Below are 20923 nucleotides of genomic sequence, written 5' to 3' on the forward strand. Positions count from 1 at the left end.
CAAAGAGTCGTAGGACTCTATTTATGCTTTGGTAGTGGTTTTGCGATTGTTTAGGGTTCTGCTGTCTTTTACTTCCTGCTCTCCCCTTTTGGAAATGCGTGCTTGTGTGACTTTTCTGTTCTTGGCTGTGTTTTGTTTATCCGCCTGTACCCCGTTTTTGATAGGAACAACAGCTGCCACAGTTGCGGTAACCTCTATCCAGGATAGAGGAACTGGTGAGGTCATCGACGATAACGCTATTTTATCTAGAGTGTCTAGAGTTATTTCTAGCAAGGATTTTTGCAAAGATCTTGCTGTCTCAGTAAACGAGGGTAGTGTACTTATCTACGGTAGTGTGCGTAGTTCAATGGATAGAGTGGCAGCCAGCAAGCTTGTGTGGTCACAAGATGGAGTGCGTGAGGTAATAAATGAAATACGGGTACAGGATAGGGAAGAATCTTTTGCCAAGTCTGCGTGGATCGCGGCACAAATAAAGTTAGCTCTCCTACTGAAGAGTTCTGTGAAGTCTTTTAGTTATACCGTTGAGGTGGTAGACGGGACTGTGTATCTCCTCGGGATCGCGCAAAGCAAAGATGAATTTAATAGGGTTCATGACATTGCAAAACGTATTGAAGGTGTAAAGGAAGTTGTCAGCTACGTCAGACTCAAAAACAGTACTGGGACTCCTATTCAATTGCACAAACGCTAGAAGGGTGATATTCTTTTCCGGGTCCAGGTAAGGTTTCGGGCGAACCCGGTCAGGGCAGAAATGCAGCAGCCGTAACCTAGTACCTTAAGCTGGACCCATTTTTTCTTGCTGGTCTGGCCCCAGCATGTGTGCGGGGTTGACAATCCTGTCGAACTCCTCTTCGGAGAGCACTTTGAGTTCTATGGCTGCTTCCTTAAGTGTGCAGTCCTTTGAGTAGGCGAGTTTCGCAATTTTTGCTGCGTTGTCGTATCCAATTTCCTTGTTCAAAGCTGTAACTAGCATCAGCGACCCTTGTAACATGCTTTCTATCCGCTTTTTATTTGGCACTATTCCCATTACACATTTCTCACCGAAACTCATCATCCCATCTGAAAGTAAATCCATTGATTGTAGTAGATTGTATATAATCATTGGTTTGAATGTGTTGAGTTGCAGTTGGCCCCCAGCACCAGCTATGGTTATGGCCAAGTGATTCCCAATGACCTGTGCACAGACCATAGTTAAGGCTTCGCACTGAGTCGGATTTACTTTCCCAGGCATAATTGATGAGCCAGGTTCATTCATGGGTAATATAAGTTCCCCTATACCGCACCTTGGACCAGAACCGAGTAAGCGAATATCATTTGCTATTTTCATCAACGATACAGCTAACGTGTTCAAATTACCGCTTAACTCGACTAGTGCGTCGTGTGAGGCAAGCATCTCACACTTATTTTGTACAGGGATGAAGTCTATGGAAGTAATTCTTGAGATTTCAGCAACTATCTCATGATCGAAATTCTTTCTCGTGTTTAAACCAGTACCGACGGCAGTACCTCCTTGGGGTATTTCAAGGAGCCTAGATAAATTCTCATTCAAACGGGACGCACTTTTATTGAGTTGGTCACGAAAACATGAGAATTCCTGACTTAATGTAATAGGGACTGCATCCTGCATGTGAGTTCTCCCGATCTTCACTATATCAGAAAAACCTTTTATTTTTTCCGATAATACCCCAATAAGGTAGGAAAGCGAGGGGAGAAGTTTTTCGAGTATCTTCTTAACAGCTGCAATATGCATTGCAGAGGGAAAAGTGTCATTGGATGACTGCGCCATATTAACATGGTCATTTGGATGGACCGGAGTTTTGCTGCCAACCACACCATCAAGTTTTTCTATAGCTCGATTAGAGATAACTTCATTAACATTCATGTTAGTCTGAGTTCCAGATCCTGTCTGCCAGACCGAAAGCTGAAACTGATCATCTAATTTTCCATCGATGATCTCATAACATGCTTCTTCAATTGCCCCAAGGTGGGCTTTTAACAATGCACCCGCTTTCACATTTGTACGCGCCGCAGCGAGCTTAATTACTGCGATTGCCTTTATTACTTCCATAGGAACTTTTTCTGTCCCTATTTTGAAATTTTCTATTGCTCTTTGAGTTTGTGCACCCCAATATTTATCTCGTGGAACTTTTATCGATCCGATAGAATCAGTTTCAATTCTGTAATCCATGTTCTGTAAGTGGAACCCAAACACACCAGCATAGAGTGATTATAGTCCTTCAAGCGGGGTTCAGCTAGAGTTTGTTCAAGAAGAAGGTTCACAAAATTCTTCCTCTGGCATTTAATTTGGTAATTTGCCCGTAATAATTCCAGACTTTTGCGTAATAAAGTGAGGAACTTTCACAGGGCATGGAGCGCAAAGGAAGTAATAACTGCAGGCAAGCCTTCTATTTCGAGGAGGCAAGACCACAGTTATCACGAGTGGCAAAAGGCAAGATACTTATCGAATAAAGGTAGAATTAGCTAAATTCTATTCTTTATCGATAAAACTTCTTCACGTCTAGAAAAACCGCTTCCTACCAACAGGGGAACCTTCACCAGAGTTGGATCTATCATTGAAAACCCTTTCATTACCACCAGACCGGTGATCCTTACTATTTTTTCTAGGAGGAGCTCCAAAACGCTTCTTAGGCGAGGGGCCACTTCCACTGCCTACTCTATCCTCATCAATGCGCATAGTCAGTTTAATTTTTCCATCTGGGCCTATATCCTTGATCCGGACTGTAACTGGCTGTCCTTCAGTATGGTCCGCACGTATATCATTAACTCTGCTCCTACTAATTTCGCTAATATGGACCAATCCTTCCTGCTTATTTGGGAGGGCAACAAACAACCCGAAGTCAACTATGCTCACTATTTTTCCTTCATATAGTTCGCCAATTTTGAGCTGTGAAACACTCACATTCAAATCAGAAGCGCCTGAAGCTATATCAACCCTACTCTTTGCTTCCATCAATGCTTCTTCAGTTTCAGCCATGATATAAACATAGTTATTTTGGTCTATATCAATCTTTGTGGAGGTATCAGAGGAAATTCCCCTAATAGTTTTTCCGCCACTGCCTATCACCTTATGTACAACATCTTTATCAATCTTGTAACATAATATCTTAGGCGCCGAGTCTTTGAGATTTTTCCTTGGCTCAGCAATTACATTCTCCATCTTTGCAAGAATGTGTAACCTTCCAGTTAATGCTTGATTCAATGCATCTCTAATTGTCGATATGCTTATGCCGCGCACTTTCATATCCATCTGAAGCGCGACAATACCACTTCGTGTACCCGCAACTTTGAAATCCATGTCTCCAAGCATATCTTCATCACCTGAGATATCACTTAGAATTGCAGACTTCGTTCCATCAGTCATTAAGCCCATAGCTATTCCGGCTACGTGCTTTGTAACGGGAACTCCCGTATCCATGAGAGCCAAAGACGACCCACATACCGTCGCCATAGAAGAGGAGCCATCAGATTCTGTAATTTCAGAGACCAAACGCAAGGTATAAGGGAAAACGTCCTTACCCGGTAGTATGGCCTTCACTGCTTTTAAAGCCAAGCGTCCATGACCGATCTCTCGTCTTCCAGGTGCGCGCAGAGCACCAACTTCACCAACCGCATACGGCAAAAAGTTGTAGTGCAAAAGCACGGACTCTCTCCTTTCACCATCGATGTCATCCATAACCTGCTCGTCTTGATAAGATCCCAACGTAGCTACAACCAGACTCTGCGTTCCACCACGAGTAAACAGAGCAGAACCGTGAGTGCCAGGGAGATAATCCAGAGCAATACTGATCGGACGTATTTCCGTCAAACCTCTTCCATCCGGTCTTATACCGTTCTCCAAAACGTTTTTCCTTACAATTTCTTTTTCGAGCTTTTTAATGAAGAATAAAATCTCGGATTCAGCATACCCATCAGCTGATAACTCAGCAAAGGTATCCATGTAGACCTGGCTAAGTCTGTTATGTCGCTCCTCTTTATTATTTATTTTCTCATTATAGACGTTCTCTAATTGTGCACTACAGAGCAAACGCACTTTCTCATAGAGCTCTTTATTATCATAGAGCACACCTACTGATTTTACTGTGCCAACACCTCTAACAAACTCGTTGATAAAGGAAAAAATCGGCTTTGCACTTTTCAGCGCTTCTGAAAGGGCACTGACAACTTCCTCTTCAGAGGATTCATTCGCTTCGGCTTCCACCATCACAATCGATTCCTCTGTACAAGCAACAAATACTCCAAGCCCATCTTCTGTTTCCGTAATCTCGTTACATGTTATTTCTGTCCCACGCCTGTTAACATCAACCCCAACAACAGGGCCGCTAAACGGAATTCCAGAAAGCTGCAATGCAACAGAGGCCGCAATCAGAGCCGGTACCTCAGGTAGAACTCTTTTATTGCCATGTGCGAGAAGTTTGCACACTATATTAACTTCATTAACGAGGTTTTCCTGTATAAGGGGCCTCACAGCCCTATCAACCACTCTAGAAGCCAAGACCTCTCTCTCCGAGAGTTTGCCTTCCCGTTTAAAAAAACCGTTCGGTATACGCCCGAGAGCATACGATTTAGCCAAGAAGTTCGTCACAAGTGCTAGACCCGACAAGTCGGAAGTCTTTTTAGAAGCTGCACTATCCTTCTGAAGAGTTACTACGGCCAGCACAACGGTCCCGCCATACGAAACGCAGGCAGCACCAGCAGCCTGACGCGCAACCTCACCGGTTTTTATATGTAAACTCTTACCTTCCCATTCTATGGAGGATTCTTTTATCTCAAACATTATCTACTTTCTTATATCAAGCATTTCCATTAAATTCTTACACCCTTGACGATCATTCTTTGCTAGATAATTGAGCAGCTTACGTCTCTTACTTATGATCTTAAGCAAACCCAATCTAGACGAGTAATCTTTTTTGAATCCCTGTAAATGCCTGGTCAAGTTATTTATACGCCTAGTAAAGAGCGCAACCTGCACAAAAGCAGATCCCGTGTCATTATCCGCCGTCCTAAATTTTTTTATTACCTCAGCTTTTTCATTAACCATAATCTATAAAAAGACACACAAAAATCAAGCTCTACCAAAAGTCTCCCTCAGAAAACCGCGAAGGTCGAAGGCCATTGTAATACGAATAATCATAAAGATCTACTATGACACTTTTGCGCTTATATCAACTCGTAGTACATCCCGATCACTGTTTGTACACGTCTTGTGATTACACACACAAAGGTCACACTTGGTATATTAATTTGCTTCACTAGCACCAAAGACCCGCTCAAACATGTGATCTAAATGCCTGAGATAATTCTCATAGCAAAAGAGTTTATCAACTTCCTGGAGCGTCACACGTTTATCCATCTTTATGTTCTCCATAAAAGACGTGCTTGTGTCAGTCCAGCTTCTCATCGCGTTTTCTTGCACTATGCGGTAAGCTTCTTCTCGTGTCTTCCCAGATTCTATAAGTGCCAGAAGGATCTTTTGCGAGAAAATTAGTCCACCTAGAAGCTCTAGATTCTTTTCAATATTCTTCTCAAAAATCACTAACTCTCTTATCACAGTGGAAAGTCTTTCCAATGCAAAGTCCAGCGTAATACAAGCTGTAGGAGCACACACTCTCTCAACTGAGGAATGCGAAATATCCCTTTCGTGCCACAGAGTAACATTTTCAAGAAACGGAATAACTGTGCTCCTTACGATACGAGCTAAGCCAGTAAGGTTTTCGCTCAAAATTGGGTTTTTTTTGTGAGGCATCGCTGAACTCCCCTTCTGACCTGGCGAGAAATACTCTGAGCACTCCAACACCTCACTTCTTTGAAGATGTCTAATTTCTGTTGCAATGTTCTCTACTGAGGAAGCAATAAGAGCAAGAGTACCAAAAAAGACAGCATGCCTATCACGCGGTATCACTTGCGTTGCTAATGATTCCGGTTCAAGGTCGAGCTTTTCTGCAACATACTCCTGGACAAATGGATCGATATTACCGAACTGGCCTACGGCACCAGAAATCTTACATACAGAAACCTCTTTTATTGCTTGTGAAAGTCTTAGCCGATTTCGTTTGAACTCTTGATAGAATCGAGCAAATTTAAGCCCAAGAGTAATGGGTTCAGCATGAATTCCGTGCGTCCTGGCGACACAGATAGTATTTTTGTGTTCGAGGGCTCTTTCCTTAAGCGCTTCAATGACCTTATCCAAACCTTCTAAGAGTAAAATTCCCGCACGACGAAGTTGAAGCGAAAAAGCAGTATCTATTACGTCTGAGCTAGTCATGCCCATGTGTATATATCTTGCATCAGGGCCAACGAACTCCGCCACACTTGTTAGAAAGGCTATAACATCATGTTTAACCTCTCGTTCAATGGATTCGATCCTTTCTATACTAAAGGCTGCTTTTTCCAAAATAGTACTCAAAGTTGCTCTAGATATATTACCAAGCTGAGCTTGCGCCTCACATGCAAGAAGCTCAATCTCTAACCATAAAGAGAACTTAAAATCATCCTTCCAGATCGACGCAGCTACCTCTCTGCTGTACCTGGGAATCATAGCTCAAGTGTTTATGACGTACCTGTAGTGCTTCCGTCAGCGTCTCTTCTAGAGGCGTCCAAAATGTGGATCCTGAGAGAACACTCGACTTTGGAATGTAAAAAAATCTTCACTTCATGCTCTCCAAGGGTTTTTATCGGTGCTGCAAGAACAACATTCTTAGCAGTAACTTCTACTCCTCTTTTGGAAAGCTCCGCAACAACCTGTTTAGCATTTATTGCCCCGAAAAGGACACCGCGCTCTGCTTGAGCATATATAGGAAGAACGTCAATCTCTGCAAAGGATTTTGCCAACTCCGAAGCAGCCTCTAGCTCCGCAGCTTGTTGGGCTGCTAACTTTTCCTTACTGCTCTCCAGAATTGCCAAATTTGCCTTGGTTGCGCGCACCGCTTTACCAGAAGGAATGAGATAGTTTCTAGCAAAGCCCTTCTTAACCTTGAGGACATCACCCACGTTTCCAAGTTTACGTGCTGTTTCTTTTAAAATAACCAACATACACCCTACGCTTTATTTGTGGCGGTCACAATACGGAACAAGTGCAAGAAACTTCATCTTCCGAACCTCCTTCGCCATCTTCCGCTGCTTCTTCGCACTCAAACCAGTGGCCCTTCTCGACAAGACACGCCCGACTGAGGTCATGAAACGCTTAATGAGCGCCACATTCTTGTAATCAAAATCCTCGATCTTCAAATCAAGCTCAACCTGAGACTCAACGTCCACCGGAGATGCCTGAGTTTTTTTAACTTCTTCTATACTCCCCATACTACCTACGAATTACTGCTGATATTGTGGCAGTTTAAGCGATATAACCCCATCAGGTACCTTGAACTCCCTCTTTCTTTGTAGCAAATAACGTAACACAAGATCATTATATTTCAATTTTGCCTCAAATTTCTGAAGTGCTATCGGCTCAGCAGAAATAATGAACATGAAATAATTTGCCTTCGTGTGGTTCTTTATCTTATATGCAAGAGCAAGAGATCCCCAGTTTTCCTGACGCAGAACTTTGATATTGTTCTCAGCGAAGGCGGCATTGAAGTTATCCATGAGATTGGACACACCTCCCTCAGAAAGGGAACTACTTGCAAGGAACACGCACTCATAAATGTGAGAAGGCATGTGACTAAGTGGCTACACGATAAAGGGCGAATTCTAACAGGAAAATTTTAGCTTGACAAGTGTACCGTGAATGGACTTATAATCTCGTCTGTTTGTGTCGGTACTCTACTGTGCGAACTGGCTCAGTTTTTCTGGAATGCGAGTATCGCTCCGGTTTTTGCATTAGAGTGAAGACTGGTGTGTTAGAGTGTCTTTTTGGTTTGAATGGCGCGGATTTTTCTATATCTATTTTTGCTGTTCCTCTGTACTGGTTTTTCTGATGCTAGGGAGTATGTGAGGGTTGTAGGTTCGAGTACTGTCTTTCCCTTCATGAGTGCGATTTCTGAGGAGTTTGCTAAGACCTATAGGGTTAAGACTCCTATAGTCGAGTCCACTGGGACTAGTGCTGGATTTAAGCTCTTTTGTATGGGTGTGGGTGATGCTCATCCAGATATAGTTGTGTCCTCACGCAGGATAAATGAAGTGGAGTTGGCACTGTGCAAGGTGTACTCAATTGACAGCGGAGATATAATGGAAATTGAGCTCGGTAGAGATGCTCTTGTTGTTGCAAGTAGTAGTGGTGGTGGTCTTGATTACGAATTCTCCATTCGTGACATTTTTGAGGCCATCTCTTTTTACGTACCGGAGGGGGTCAGGCTCGTTAAAAATCACAACAAGCGATGGGGTAACATAGACGATAGTAAATTCTATGATTCTGAGATTAAGATTTATGGTCCTACAAGGAATACTGGTACGTTCGAGTCAGTAAAAAAAATGATCTTACTCAGTCAGTGTCTAAATGAACCTGCTTTCAATTTAGCGTATGGGCCGGAAAAATTGAGAAAGATATGTTCAGTCGTTCGAGATGATGGTGTGTATGTAGAAGTCAGTAACAATGAAAACTTGATGGTCCAAAAGCTTGCACGTAATCCCAATGCGTTTGGTCTTCTGAGTTATAGTTTTTTCATAAGGAATTCCGATGCACTAACGGCGCATTCTGTGAATGGCGTGCGACCAACTTATGAAAGTATAATGAGTGGTCAATACGATTTTGTTCGTCCGGTGTACTTGTACGTAAAACTTACGCATTTTGGTCTTGTTCGTGGGCTTAGGGATCTGCTTAATGAAGTTCTTAGTGAGAATGCACTAGGAACATACGGCTACCTAAGGGCTATTGGTATGGTTCCGATGCCAAATCAGGAACTAGATGCCATTAGAGAAAAGGTTGCATCTTTATCTTCTTGAGTTGTTTGTGAAGCGGTTTTTGCACGTGGCTTTGATCACGTTCGCTATTTTTGTAGCAGATGTTGCAGTGGAGATTTATGTGCCTGCGCTGCCAAGCATTGGTCTTTTTTTTTCAGCCACGGCAGCAGCTGTAAAGGCGAGTGTAAGTGGTAATATACTGGGTCTAGCTCTTTCAAGCCTTTTTTGGGGTACGCTTTCTGATTTATGGGGAAGAAAACCTGCTTTGCTTTTAGGATCATCGGTTTTTATTGTCTCTAGTATTCTTTGTACTTTTTCCACTTCGATTGATGCATTGGTTTTCTTCAGGTTCCTACAAGGTATCGGACAAGGTGTTGCGGTGGTTGTCGGTTTTGCTAGTGTTAAAGATTTCTACTCTGGTGAAAAATGTGCACAAGTTATTTCTAAATTATCCTCTGTGGTTGCAATTTCTCCTACATTTGCGCCTATTCTAGGTACCGTTATCCTCTTTTATTTCAGTTGGCACTACACTTTTTTGTTTCTTGCCTTGTTGGAGTCGGTGTGTCTCCTGCTATTAATTTTCTTCTTTCAGGAGACGTTGAAGGAGAGAAATCCTGCTTCACTAAAAAGTCTTTTTAACTCTTACATTCGAATAGCGACCAACAAGAGTTACGTCCTTTATTCTGCTGTGACAGTTATTACTTTTATGTGGCTCTGGAATGTTATCAGTTCTTCTCCTTTTTTATTGCTCGAAGATATGGGCGTCACAATCGGCGAGTATGGGTATCTAGTCGCAATTAACGTAATGGGTTTCTTACTAGGGACAATCTTGAATAACAGATATATTACGAGGGTAGGTCTAAAGAAGTTGGTAGCATTTGGGTTGATTCTTCCTCTGTTTAGTGAAGTGGTGCTTATTATTCTCCACTATACTGTTGGGTTTTCGCCGCTCGTACTTGAATGTATATGGTTTTTCAGTGCTATGGGACTCGCGTTCGTAATTGGGAATTCAACGACGCTTGCTCTTGAACAAGTTGATGAATCTGACAATGGCAAGGCTACAGCACTTTTAGTGTGTTCCGAGATGGTACTTGGTGCATTGAGTGTCTACCTAAATGCACCTTTTTATGACGGGACAATAGTTCCACTGTCGTTATTTACAATTGTTTCAGTTCTTGCAAGTATGCTAGTTTTCTACTACGCAGTGAAGGATCCCACTATAAAACCAGTTGGATAGGTATTGAGTTGATTCTTATTCGTGCGTTAGTTTTGTTTTTTCAGGTTTCTTTTACGTGTCTTATGTTTGTACTCATGGTATGCAATGTAGATGGTGCTACACAAGATTGTTGTTGCTCCAAAAGATGTTTTAAATGATATACTTTCTGAAAAGCCGTAGTATCCTATTGCCGTGGAAACAATTAGTACAAGAAAATAAAAGGGCATGACGAGAGCAAGTTCGTTTGTATACATGATTGCTCCAATTCCGCTGACAAAGTAAACAGAAACAACTAATCCAAAGTAGTAAACATCTTCCCAGAATAGTTCTGGGATGCCTGTAAAATTTCTATAAGCTGCTAAGAGTCCAGAAAATAACGTAATAAAAAACATGATGAAGAATGATTGAGTCACTATGGACTCTGTTTTTCCGTACTTTGCCGTAGCCAAATCGTAAAGTACCCACAAAGAAGTCGCGAGAATTGCAAAAAAAGAGTAGTAATTGAAGCTGTAATAGTTGGGATTGACTATGATTATTGCTCCTATGAAGGCTATCACTAGTGAAATAGCTTTACTCACACCGATTTTTTCATGTAGGATGATGCATGATGCAAAACTGCAAAGAAGAGGATACAAGAGGGTTATTGCTGAAACCTGCGCGAATTCCATATTGTTGTATGCGTAGATGAGCAACAGCTGTGCAGAGACAGTAAGAGATGCTCGCAGCATGTATGATTTCCATAAAGTACTTCGCCTGATTTCTCTGTTTTTGTAGACTGCAAATGGAATGATAAAAATAAAGCCACTTGCGTTGAGGAAAAAAGCGAGTACAAGTCTATCCATTTGTGTTCCCAAAATTCTGTACGATGCGCACATTAATGCAGCAGAAAACACGTGCACAAGCATCCATAATATTGCTTTTAAATTATTATTGGGGCTCATAAACAAGTTATCTTCGACGTATGTCTGTCAACACAGAAGAACCTTCACTTGAGCTTTTGTAGAATGCAGCCATTAATTTCTCGCACTTATTCAAGCTTTTTCGTCTTTATCTAAAATAAAGGATCTGCAGTTGGGGCATTTTATATGAAAAACAAGAGATTCGTATTGGGAATTCTCTATAAAATATCATTCGGGCTACGCAAAGGGGACATTTAACATTACTGTATTAACTATCTATTGCGTTATCATCTGTGTCGTACCTCACAGTCTTTAGTTAAAAGTTTTATTTACAGTTTTTCGATTATCAATATGAAAAAGGTCTTTATTTTTTGCATTTTAATCTCTTTCTTTTTGGGTTGTTGGCAAGTGAAAAGGTTTCTTTTTAAACGTATGGCGTATGAAAATATTACGGGATGCCATATTAGCACCTTAAACGATCCACGCGAATACTGTAATTTTGTTGGTAAGCTTAGTTTCTATGAATGTGATGATATTTACCTTTACTATAGAGATTCCATGCATTTCAATATACTCGTTCCATTTGTTACTGAGGGGAAAGTTGTCCTAGTGAATGTGGGTTATGTGAGAAAAGAAGAAAAAGATAGGGCGAGGGAGATTGTTCTCCAGATCTTAAAATCTCAAAAAAAGTTTGGCTTTAAAGGTTACTTACTCCCAGTAAAAGGATCTAGCATTCCTCTTATCAGAAACGACGTTACTAATTTAGAGTTTTATTCTCTGGATATGGAAGAAATTGGATCGAATTTTAAGCTGCCAGTTTTGAAATATATTCTGTATTCAACTTCAAATGATTTCATCGAGATCTATCCTAAGATGATTTTGTCACTGCAGAAGCCGCAGCTGAAAATAATGATGCACTTTTGGTATGCGTTCATGTGGTATGCAGTTGCATCTATCGGACTGGTTTACTATTTCTTGGGCTCGAGAAAGAAAACACAGGCCTCGCCTTTTAGTAAATAACGGTATTTGTTTTCCATTCTTTTGGCAGATATCAGCAAAAACCCACACAGGCTGATTTTTTTGTAGATCCTACTTAGGAGCACAAGCTTTTCTAGTTGTTAACTTTTTTATCCATAAAGAGAAAAAACTCTTCGTTATTTTTCGTTCTTTGTAGCTTATCTATTATGAACTCGATCGCATCAGCGTCCGTCATCTGGTTGAGAATTCGTCTCAAAACCCAAACTTTGTTCAGAACGGAACGTTCTAGAAGGAGTTCTTCCTTTCTTGTTCCTGACTTAGTTATATCGATCGCGGGGAACAGACGCTTTTCTGCAAGCTTTCTGTCAAGAATTATCTCGGAGTTACCGGTACCCTTAAACTCTTCATAAATGAGTTCATCCATTCTTGAGCCAGTATCTACAAGTGCTGTTCCAATAATAGTCAAAGAACCACCACCTTCAATATTTCGTGCTGCCCCAAAGAGACGCTTTGCTTTCTGAAGGGCATTAGAATCCACACCACCACTCAAAAGTTTACCAGAAGACGGAACAACTGAATTGTACGCCCTAGCCAAACGAGTAATCGAATCAAGTAAAATAACGACGTGTTTTCCCTGTTCGACTAGTCTTTTTGCTTTTTCGATCGCAAATTCAGCAACATATACGTGTTTATCTGCTGGTTCATCGAATGTTGAGCTCACCACCTCTGCATTCACTGACCTACGCATATCAGTGACCTCTTCTGGTCGCTCATCGATGAGAAGGATGATCAAGTGTATATCAGGATAGTTCGCGGAAATAGAGTGCGCAATGTTTTGCAGTAGAATGGTCTTACCAGTTTTTGGTTGTGCAACTATCAATGCCCTTTGTCCTCTTCCGAGTGGAGCAACGATATCAATAATTCTGCCGCTTAAGTCACAGTTTTTTGAGTCTAAAGGCCGTGCAGACTTTTCGCACTCAAGCTTTATCTGAGTGTCGGGATAAAGAGGAACCAAGCTCTCGAAAGCAACGTACCTTCTAGCAGCAGACGCTGGGCTATTGTTGATTTCCAATGCTTTAGAAAGTGCAAAATATCTTTCGCCCTTTTTTGGAGCTCGCACTTCACCATAGATCAGATCGCCTGTCCTAATACCGAGTCTTCGTACCTGTCCTGGTGAGATATAAATGTCATCTTGGTTCGCAAGATAGTTGTATGCTGAAGACCGCATGAAGGCAAAACCCTCGTTTAGGACCTCAGCTACGCCGGAACTCATTATAACCTTTTCAGCTTGGCTGTCTGCGCCTCCGCTCTGTGCGATAAGGATTATCAGATCCTGCTTTGACATCCCAGCTAGATTCTGCAAATTTAGTGACTCTGCCATTGTTAAGAGTTCCCGTGCACTCTTTGAGCGTAAGTCAGACAAATCAATGAGCTTTTCATGGTCACCGATTGCATCATGCTCACGTCGTGTTTCTGTTGTTACAGGTTTTTTTATTTCTTCAGCTTTACAGGGTTCAGCTTTCTTTACGAGCTTCAAAGTATTTCTTTTTGTTGGTGGATTGCTTTTATGTTTTTCTACCGGCGGTGTTTCTCCCGCTAGTGATTCGCTTACGGCAGAATGGTGTAAATCTTTCAGTAGTGTCATGGGTCGACCTAATAGTGTAAGTGCTGCAAAAAAAACAAGGTGAATTGCGATTCAAAGAAAAAATAGAGAAGAGAAAGAACTCGGCCAAACCTAAACATTTGCAAAGCGACACAAGGCCGGCCCAACTAAAGGGACTGACTAACATGTTTTTCATCTGTAGTCAATAAACACAGCAAGCCCACTGGGCGCTACTGATCCCAAACATACACTTAGGCGCAGATAACTATCTAGTAAGAGCTAATTCAGATCCTAAGTTTACGCTTTTCTATCTTCTATTTCAAGAACCTAGAAGCCTAAACAACAGAAGTGGATTATGATAAAGGGAACTCTAACGCAAATAAGTTAATATTATCTTCCAGTAGGTACAATTTTTGTTTACAGAAATTCATACAATTTCAATTCAAGGAATTAATTTAGTTAAAATAGGAGTTCAGGTTGCCATATCACCTGGATTGCCGTGTTTTAATATTGTTGGGTTACCTGATAAAGCAGTCAGTGAGTCCAAGGAAAGGGTCAGGGCAGCACTACTGCATATAGGTTTGCTCTTACCTAAAAAGAGAATAACAGTGAACCTTTCCCCGGCAGGTTTGACAAAAGTAGGTACACATTATGATCTTCCAATAGCACTTGGTGTAATTCAGTTGTTGGATAGCAATTTTATCAATAGTGATTTTTCAGAATTTGTCGTACTTGGTGAACTTTCCCTTGACGCTTCGGTAAAGGGTGTTGTAGGAGTCCTTCCAGCAGCTGTTTATGCTAAAGAACGTAATCTATGGCTAGTTTGTCCATGGGAAAATAGGATAGAAGCACGTATCTCAAAGAATAAGAAGCTTTTACCGATTTCTTCACTGAATGAGTTGATATCGTTTCTAACGGGAAAATCTACACCTAGGAAGATCTGTGATGCTTTTGTGCTCGAAGAAGATTCTTATCCAGATATGAAGGATGTCAAGGGGCAAAAAATCGCAAAGCGTGCAGTTGAAATAGCTGCTGCAGGTGGGCATCACCTCCTTATGCGCGGACCTCCAGGTACTGGTAAATCAATGCTTGCTAAGAGAATTGTTGGCATCATGCCACCCCTCTTGCCCAAGGAGATCATGGAAGTGAATACAATTATCAGTGTTTCTGGGGAGTTCACAAATAAGATTTATAGAAAACGTCCTTTTCGAGAGCCACATCAATCGGCTTCAGTTGCAGCAATGATTGGTGGTGGTGCAATACCAAGACCAGGTGAAGTGACTCTTGCACACAACGGAGTGCTTTTTCTTGATGAAATGGCTGAATTTTCTAGTCATTTGCTGGATACGCTCAGACAGGTACTGGAGACAGGTGAGGTAACAATATCCCGCGCAAATATGAAATTGACTTATCCTGCATCTTTTCAGTTAATAGGGGCTATGAATCCTTGCAGATGTGGCTATTTGGGTTATCTTCCGGAAAAGGAGTGTAAAAACTCAAAGAAATGCGGATTGGACTATATGAAAACGATCTCAGGTCCTATTCTTGATAGAATAGACATCTTCGTGAATATGGAACCGATAAACAGGAGTCAGTTTTTCGAGTCACAGGATGAAGAAGCATCCGCTTTGATCAGAAAGAGAGTCGTTGCTGCACGAAACAAGCAATACGAAAGGTACAAGAAAATGAAGTTCAATTTGAACTGTCACATGGATAATCGTGCGCTTGCCGAATATGTTTCACTTGATAATGAAACAAAGGAATTCCTGAAGGTTACTTTCGAGAAGGGTTACATTTCCCTACGTGGTCATGACCGTATACTGAAGGTGGCACGCACGATTGCTGACCTTGATGGTTCAGATGAAGTGAAAAAAGCTCACCTGACAGAAGCACTCTACTACAGAATGAGTTGAAATTAAAACTTCTGGGTTCTGGGTTGTGGGTTGTATTTTTATAAGTTTATACTAGTATGAACATATTACTTTTATAAAGAATGTTGTGCACGTTAGATGCTTTGTTTTTCTGCAACCATTGTATTTAGTGGCGTTTAGGCGGACTGCCCTGGTGAGTTGTGTTGGTTTTTAAACTAAAGTTGCTAAGGAGTGTACAAGAATGAGTAATAGCTCAAGTGTAGTCTCGCGTTATTTAGAGATGTGCATGGAAAGAGACATGCAAAAGCATAAAAGGACTGCAATTGTTTCGCTTTTCTTTTTTTTGCTGAGCTCTGTAACCATCCTTGCTGTTCAAATGGCGATAAGAATACCTTGGAAGCCTGATTGGCGGATAACAAAGAGCTGGTGGTGTTTTCTATACCTAAGTGTTCCGGCTATTGTATGGTGTGGTTCTCTGTGTGGAGTGATAAGTGTACTGATCTCGGATGTACACGAAAAACGGGCTACTAGTGATGTAGCTGATGCAATTCGGAAGTATCTAGGCATTTCTTCTTTGTTGCTGATTGCTGTCCTTCCTTTAGTGCTTATTCCACTTGGAGCGGTCTTGGATCATAAGAAAAACTTATCTTTGACTCAAACGCAAGTGCTAGCTGGTATAGAGTGTGCGCTTTTGGGTCTCTTCTTTTTGGCCTTCTCATCATTGGTGGTTATTTGCTTGTTGAGTGGACTCTCGTATAAGACCAACTCCTTCCAGATTAACGTTCGTGCCCCATCAACATTAGGTGTTGAACCTGCTGCATCTCCTCCTGCTGCACTAACCGAGAGGGCTATAGATAATCGCAGATCTTGATGGTTTAGGTGAGGTAAAAAAGCTCACCTAACAGAACCGATTTTTTTCAGAACAAATTGTAACTAATGTACTGAAATCGAGTGTTTAGAAATGTTTTTATAGGCCAGTTATACCGATACTAGGTATTGAAGCTGGGTTTGCGAATAAGTAAATTATTTTACAGGTACAGTGTTTTTCGTGTACAGTGAGTGATGTGGGATCTCATATCTGCAGTGTTTTAGATTGCAGTACAAGTACTGCTGACGCTTGTGTTAGTATCATGGTCGGCAATAGTGCGAGGAGTTAAAAAATATGAAACCTAAGAGAAAACAGGATCAAGTCCTTTCAGCGGCTGAAAATCGTATAGGCGCTTTGATTTTATTTGTATTAGCTCTGGTTATTCTTGCTGTTCAAATGGCGAAAAGGATACCTTGGAGGTCTAACTCAGAAGTAACAAAGAGCTGGTGGTGTTTGGTATACCTTCAGTTGGTTATTGCTGGCTTTATTATGGTGTTGATATCTTGGATGGGTCTCATACTGACGATGTCTGCATTTTCAGCAGAACCTGATGCTCATAAGGATAAAGCAGTTTCTGATGATCAAAATCGCAAGAGGAAGGCGAGTAATATGGTTTGTTATGTATTGGCATTTGTTATGCTCCTTGTTCTTCCTGTGGCACTTAGTGTCGTTACAGCATTCTTGGACCACAGAGGGAGCTTGTCTTTGACTGAAAAAAGAGTGCTTGCAGGTGTGGAAACTGTACTTTTGGCATTAATTTTGCTTAGCCCAGTAATGCTATGTTTTTGTTATTCAATGTCTTTAGTACGCTGTCCTCCTGCTGAACCAGAGCCATCTTGTGATGACGGTATGCGTATGCTAGCTCATACTGCTACAGTATTAGATGCTACATCGTATCCATGCTGTACTGAGTATGTGTCTCTGCCGGATGAGATTGCTGCAGCATTAGGTGTTGAACTTGCTGCATCTCCTCCTGCTGCACTAACCGAGATTGGAGCAACTCTTGGCAATGGGACCGAGAGGGCTATAGATAATCGCAGATCTTGATGGTTTAGGTGAGGTAAAAAAGCTCACCTAACAGAACCGATTTTTTTCAGAACAAATTGTAACTAATGCACTGAAATCGGGTGTTTAGAAATGTTTTTATAGGCCAGTTATACCGATACTAGGTATTGAAACTGGGTTTACAAGTGAGTAACTTGTTTTGCAAGTGTAGTGTTTTCAGTGTAAAGTGAGTGATGTGGATCTTATATCTGCAGTGTTTTAGATCGTAGTACAAATGCTGCTGACGCTTGTGTTAGTATCATGGTCGGCAATAGTTCGAGGAGTTAAAAAATATGGAACCTGAGAGAGTACAGAATCAACAGGCTGTAGGGCCTGCAGAAGAAGGTCAACCGCTTGAAGGACCTGAAGGAGCACAAGATCAAGCACTTGTGGAACCTGAGGAAGAACAGAATCAACAGGCTGTAGGGCCTGCAGAAGAAGGTCAACCGCTTGAAGGACCTGAAGGAGCACAAGATCAAGCACTTGTGGAACCTGAGGAAGAACAGAATCAACAGGCTGTAGGGCCTGCAGAAGAAGGTCAACCGCTTGAAGGACCTGAAGGAGCACAAGATCAAGCGCTTGTGGAGCCTGAGGAAGAACAGAATCAACAGGCTGTAGGGCCTGCAGAAGAAGGTCAACCGCTTGAAGGACCTGAAGGAGCACAAGATCAAGCGCTTGTGGAGCCTGAGGAAGAACAGAATCAACAGGCTGTAGGGCCTGCAGAAGAAGGTCAACCGCTTGAAGGACCTGAAGGAGCACAAGATCAAGCGCTTGTGGAGCCTGAGGAAGAACAGAATCAACAGGCTGTAGGGCCTGCAGAAGAAGGTCAACCGCTTGAAGGACCTGAAGGAGCACAAGATCAAGCGCTTGTGGAGCCTGAGGAAGAACAGAATCAACAGGCTGTAGGGCCTGCAGAAGAAGGTCAACCGCTTGAAGGACCTGAAGGAGCACAAGATCAAGCGCTTGTGGAGCCTGAGGAAGAACAGAATCAACAGGCTGTAGGGCCTGCAGAAGAAGGTCAACCGCTTGAAGGACCTGAAGGAGCACAAGATCAAGCACTTGTGGAACCTGAGGAAGAACAGAATCAACAGGCTGTAGGAGCTAAGGTTAAAGGTCGTTCAGGGGTCAGAGGTGCTGCACCTACAAAATTATGGGTTGCTTCAGTTTGTTTAGCACATTTACTCGTTCTGGTTATTCTTGCTGTTCAACTGGCAACAAGGATACCTTGGAAGTCTGATTCAGCGGTAACAAAGAGCTGGTGGTGTTTTCTATACCTTCTGCCGGCTGTCCTCATCCTTGTTTCTGTTCTTATGTATGGCCTATTTAAGCAAAAAGAGGTTGATGTTTGTCAGAATAAAGCAGTTTCTGGTGGTCAAAATCGCATGGGAGATGCGAGTGGTAGCGTTCTCTCTTTTGTTGTGTTCTGTGTTCTTCTTTTGGTACTTGCTGTCGTTACAGCATTCTTGGACCACAAAATAGACTCGTCTTTGCGTGAAAAGCGATTGTTTGCATGTATTGAATTTTTGCTTTTGGCAACAATTTTTCTCATCTTAGTGATGCACTGTTTGTATAGTCCTGCTGTAGCAATATCGGGCGTTGGTGCCTCAGAGCATGATTCGAGTGTTGCTGGAGACGGAGTAAAAGGTGGGGTAGATCCCACGCTAAAACCCGCTCAGAGTTCAGAAGCTTCGTCTGGTGATGTGTCCTCTGGTATCCGGGTAGATGTCGTTGAAGGTAGGGCGGAACGGGAATGCAGAAGTCGGTGCGCATAGGTTGGTGAAAAAAGTTCATCTGATAGGGACCGATTTTTTTCGGAATGAACTGCAGCTAGTATGCTGAAATCCGGTCTGTGTAAATGTATTTATGGACCAGTCTCAATACCTAGTATTGGGACTGGGTTTGCAAGGGAGTAAATTGTTTTACGAATGTAGTGTTTTCGGTGTACGGCGGGTAATGTAGGTCTTGTATCTGCAGTGTTTTAGATCGTAGTACAAGTGCTGATATCGTCTCGGTAATAGCTCGAGCAGTTAAAAGGCATATGGAACCTGAGGGAGAACAGAATCGAGCGCTTTCAGAGGCTGAGGGTGAATGCCATTTGAAAGTTAGAGGTATTACCCTCAGGCAATCATTCATTGCTTCAGTTCCTTTTGTATCTTTACTCCGGTGCGGATTCAATCGATCTTGATAGTTTAACTAACGCGAAAAGCCTTGTTTTTATCGGCTAGGCCTTTCTGAGTGCATGCTTTTGCTGTGCTGGTTTTTGGGAATAATAGCATGATCTATGGGAAGTTCAGAGCTACGGTGGCTTTTGTTGATCGTAAGATGCTAGAACTGACAGGGTACCGTGCTTTGCTTGGTATTGGCTAATGGTGCACCTCTTGAATTACGTAGAGCTTGTGGAGGTGATGTGGTTTAGTTTTTTTGCTGAAATCTGTAAAGATTTAAGTTGAGCTGTATGTTGAGCTGTATTGTGAGTCTTGTCAATGGCTATCAGAAAGTAGCTAGAGTTGCGAGAGTCGTTACCCTTTCTTGTGTCGTTGTTTTCTGTGCGATTATTTTTGCCGTTTGGATGGCAAAACGTGTACCTTGGGGTGATCGCCCAGTTACAAAGAGCTGGTTTTGCCTTGTGTATATTCACGGAGTCGCCCTGTGTCTGGTTTACGCTCTTGTGTTACGTAGTCTGTTCGTCATGGTTGAGAGAAGTGTTGGTATTGCTAATGCAGGCGGAGCAGAAGCCTCTTCTGGTAGGCAGGGTGCTCGCACGACTGAAAGAAGCCTTTTGCCCACTGTTCTGAAATACCTTTCAACACTGTTTTTCTTAGCATTCCTCGTGGTTGTTATAGTCGTAGACAGAAGGAATGACCTTAGCTTAGTTACAAAGAAAGTGCTTGCTGGGGTAGAGTGTAGCCTGTTGTTTTTCTATCTGTTGTTGTTAGTATACCACTCTTTTTATGCAGCCCGGGATAAAAAGACTGTTCCAGCAGCTTCTCCTAGTGCTTCTCCTAGTGCTTCTCTCAGTGCTTCTCCTAGTGCTTCTCTCAGTGCTTCTCTCAGTGCTTCTCCTAGTGCTTCTCTCAGTGCTTCTCCTAGTGCTTCTCTCAGTGATTCTCCTAGTGCTTCTCCTAGTGGTACTGTACTTTCACTTGCTGGGGCTCCAGTTTGGGTTAGGGTTATAGCTGCTGTGGTGCTAGAAGTGGCTCCTCAGCTTTTCGAGAATGTGTCAAGTTCCCATCGTGGGGGTCTTGTCGTCGATGAATGTAATGGTAACACTACAACGAATGTGTTCGACTTTGGTTGCTCTGATCCATTTTCGCGAGATCGCAGAGTAATGGCGCGTCTCGGAGTACGTGAATTAGAGAATTCCAACTTTACTGCTGTAGAAGTGGTACTAAGAGTAGCTCGTGGTGATCCTGCGGCGATGAGACAATGGGTTGTAGATAGTCCGAGCGCTTCATTGCTGGGGCTAGAAGATACGGCACAGCAAGCAATTACGGAAGGATCGCAGTGTGCTGAGGAGAGGCGTTTGAGTCTAGGTTAGTAAGTTTTGTGCTCACATGTTTGTTTATAGTGTGTAACTTGTGGGTAAAGGGG

Annotated in this window: 17 protein-coding genes, 1 other RNA gene and 1 pseudogene; 10 read left to right on the forward strand and 9 right to left on the reverse strand. The window is 42.3% G+C overall.

Annotated elements, in window-relative coordinates:
• The first annotated feature begins 34 nt into the window (after positions 1-34).
• Positions 35-688 (forward strand): BON domain-containing protein, encoded by a 654-nt coding sequence (locus GP480_RS00225; RefSeq protein ID WP_237111354.1) that lies wholly within the window; start codon positions 35-37, stop codon positions 686-688.
• A 16-nt stretch (positions 689-704) separates the two neighbouring features.
• Positions 705-791: signal recognition particle sRNA small type (ffs, locus tag GP480_RS00230), an RNA gene on the forward strand.
• 11 nt (positions 792-802) lie between these two features.
• Here the strand turns inward: ffs and fumC are convergent.
• From fumC to rpsF, 7 genes and pseudogenes are all read right to left on the reverse strand, one after another.
• Positions 803-2185: pseudogene (gene fumC, locus GP480_RS00235) on the reverse strand (class II fumarate hydratase); the annotation flags it as partial.
• Positions 2186-2515: 330 nt separating this feature from the next.
• On the reverse strand, positions 2516-4792 hold the full coding sequence (gene pnp / locus GP480_RS00240; RefSeq protein WP_160094806.1) for a polyribonucleotide nucleotidyltransferase: 2277 nt from the start codon (positions 4790-4792) through the stop codon (positions 2516-2518).
• A gap of 3 nt (positions 4793-4795) precedes the next feature.
• Positions 4796-5056 carry a 30S ribosomal protein S15 gene (gene rpsO / locus GP480_RS00245; RefSeq protein ID WP_067978495.1) on the reverse strand — a complete coding sequence of 87 codons (261 nt, stop codon included), beginning with the start codon at positions 5054-5056 and terminating at the stop codon, positions 4796-4798.
• Positions 5057-5254: 198 nt separating this feature from the next.
• Complete coding sequence (gene purB, locus GP480_RS00250; protein ID WP_160094808.1) at positions 5255-6553, reverse strand: adenylosuccinate lyase; 1299 nt, start codon at positions 6551-6553, stop codon at positions 5255-5257.
• Positions 6554-6564: 11 nt separating this feature from the next.
• Positions 6565-7047, reverse strand: a complete 483-nt coding sequence (gene rplI / locus GP480_RS00255) for a 50S ribosomal protein L9 (protein ID WP_160094810.1) — start codon at positions 7045-7047, stop codon at positions 6565-6567.
• 12 nt (positions 7048-7059) lie between these two features.
• Positions 7060-7314, reverse strand: coding sequence for a 30S ribosomal protein S18 (gene rpsR, locus GP480_RS00260; RefSeq protein ID WP_067978502.1), 255 nt, complete (start codon positions 7312-7314; stop codon positions 7060-7062).
• A gap of 12 nt (positions 7315-7326) precedes the next feature.
• Positions 7327-7647, reverse strand: a complete 321-nt coding sequence (rpsF, locus tag GP480_RS00265) for a 30S ribosomal protein S6 (RefSeq protein WP_237111355.1) — start codon at positions 7645-7647, stop codon at positions 7327-7329.
• A 228-nt stretch (positions 7648-7875) separates the two neighbouring features.
• On the opposite strand from rpsF, the gene GP480_RS00270 reads away from it, so the two are divergent.
• Positions 7876-8895 (forward strand): substrate-binding domain-containing protein, encoded by a 1020-nt coding sequence (locus GP480_RS00270; protein ID WP_160094814.1) that lies wholly within the window; start codon positions 7876-7878, stop codon positions 8893-8895.
• On the forward strand, positions 8858-10090 hold the full coding sequence (locus GP480_RS00275) for a multidrug effflux MFS transporter (protein WP_237111356.1): 1233 nt from the start codon (positions 8858-8860) through the stop codon (positions 10088-10090). Before GP480_RS00270 ends, GP480_RS00275 begins: the two co-directional genes overlap by 38 nt.
• A 26-nt stretch (positions 10091-10116) precedes the next feature.
• Here the strand turns inward: GP480_RS00275 and GP480_RS00280 are convergent, their stop codons facing one another.
• Complete coding sequence (locus GP480_RS00280; protein ID WP_164500976.1) at positions 10117-11010, reverse strand: DMT family transporter; 894 nt, start codon at positions 11008-11010, stop codon at positions 10117-10119.
• Between the two features lie 309 nt (positions 11011-11319).
• Between GP480_RS00280 and GP480_RS00285 the strand changes: the two genes are divergently transcribed.
• Positions 11320-11988 (forward strand): SURF1 family cytochrome oxidase biogenesis protein, encoded by a 669-nt coding sequence (locus GP480_RS00285; RefSeq protein ID WP_160094816.1) that lies wholly within the window; start codon positions 11320-11322, stop codon positions 11986-11988.
• 91 nt (positions 11989-12079) lie between these two features.
• Here GP480_RS00285 and rho read toward each other — a convergent pair whose 3' ends face one another.
• A complete protein-coding gene (rho, locus tag GP480_RS00290; protein WP_237111358.1) occupies positions 12080-13591 on the reverse strand; it encodes a transcription termination factor Rho in 1512 nt (503 codons plus the stop codon).
• A 371-nt stretch (positions 13592-13962) separates the two neighbouring features.
• Here rho and GP480_RS00295 point away from each other — a divergent pair, with 371 nt between their 5' ends.
• The 5 genes from GP480_RS00295 to GP480_RS00315 all read left to right on the forward strand — a co-directional run bounded on the left by GP480_RS00295 (position 13963) and on the right by GP480_RS00315 (position 20870).
• A complete protein-coding gene (locus GP480_RS00295; protein ID WP_160094818.1) occupies positions 13963-15462 on the forward strand; it encodes a YifB family Mg chelatase-like AAA ATPase in 1500 nt (499 codons plus the stop codon).
• A gap of 244 nt (positions 15463-15706) precedes the next feature.
• A complete protein-coding gene (locus GP480_RS00300) occupies positions 15707-16291 on the forward strand; it encodes a hypothetical protein (protein ID WP_160094820.1) in 585 nt (194 codons plus the stop codon).
• Between the two features lie 291 nt (positions 16292-16582).
• Positions 16583-17335, forward strand: coding sequence for a hypothetical protein (locus tag GP480_RS00305; protein ID WP_160094822.1), 753 nt, complete (start codon positions 16583-16585; stop codon positions 17333-17335).
• Between the two features lie 290 nt (positions 17336-17625).
• A complete protein-coding gene (locus GP480_RS00310; RefSeq protein ID WP_160094824.1) occupies positions 17626-19104 on the forward strand; it encodes a putative sodium/potassium/calcium exchanger in 1479 nt (492 codons plus the stop codon).
• Positions 19105-19802: 698 nt separating this feature from the next.
• Entirely contained in the window at positions 19803-20870 is a 1068-nt protein-coding gene (locus GP480_RS00315) for a hypothetical protein (protein ID WP_160094826.1), read from the forward strand.
• The last annotated feature ends 53 nt before the right edge of the window (positions 20871-20923 follow it).

The sequence above is a fragment of the Neorickettsia findlayensis genome (assembly GCF_009856525.1).
Lineage (GTDB): Bacteria > Pseudomonadota > Alphaproteobacteria > Rickettsiales > Anaplasmataceae > Neorickettsia > Neorickettsia findlayensis.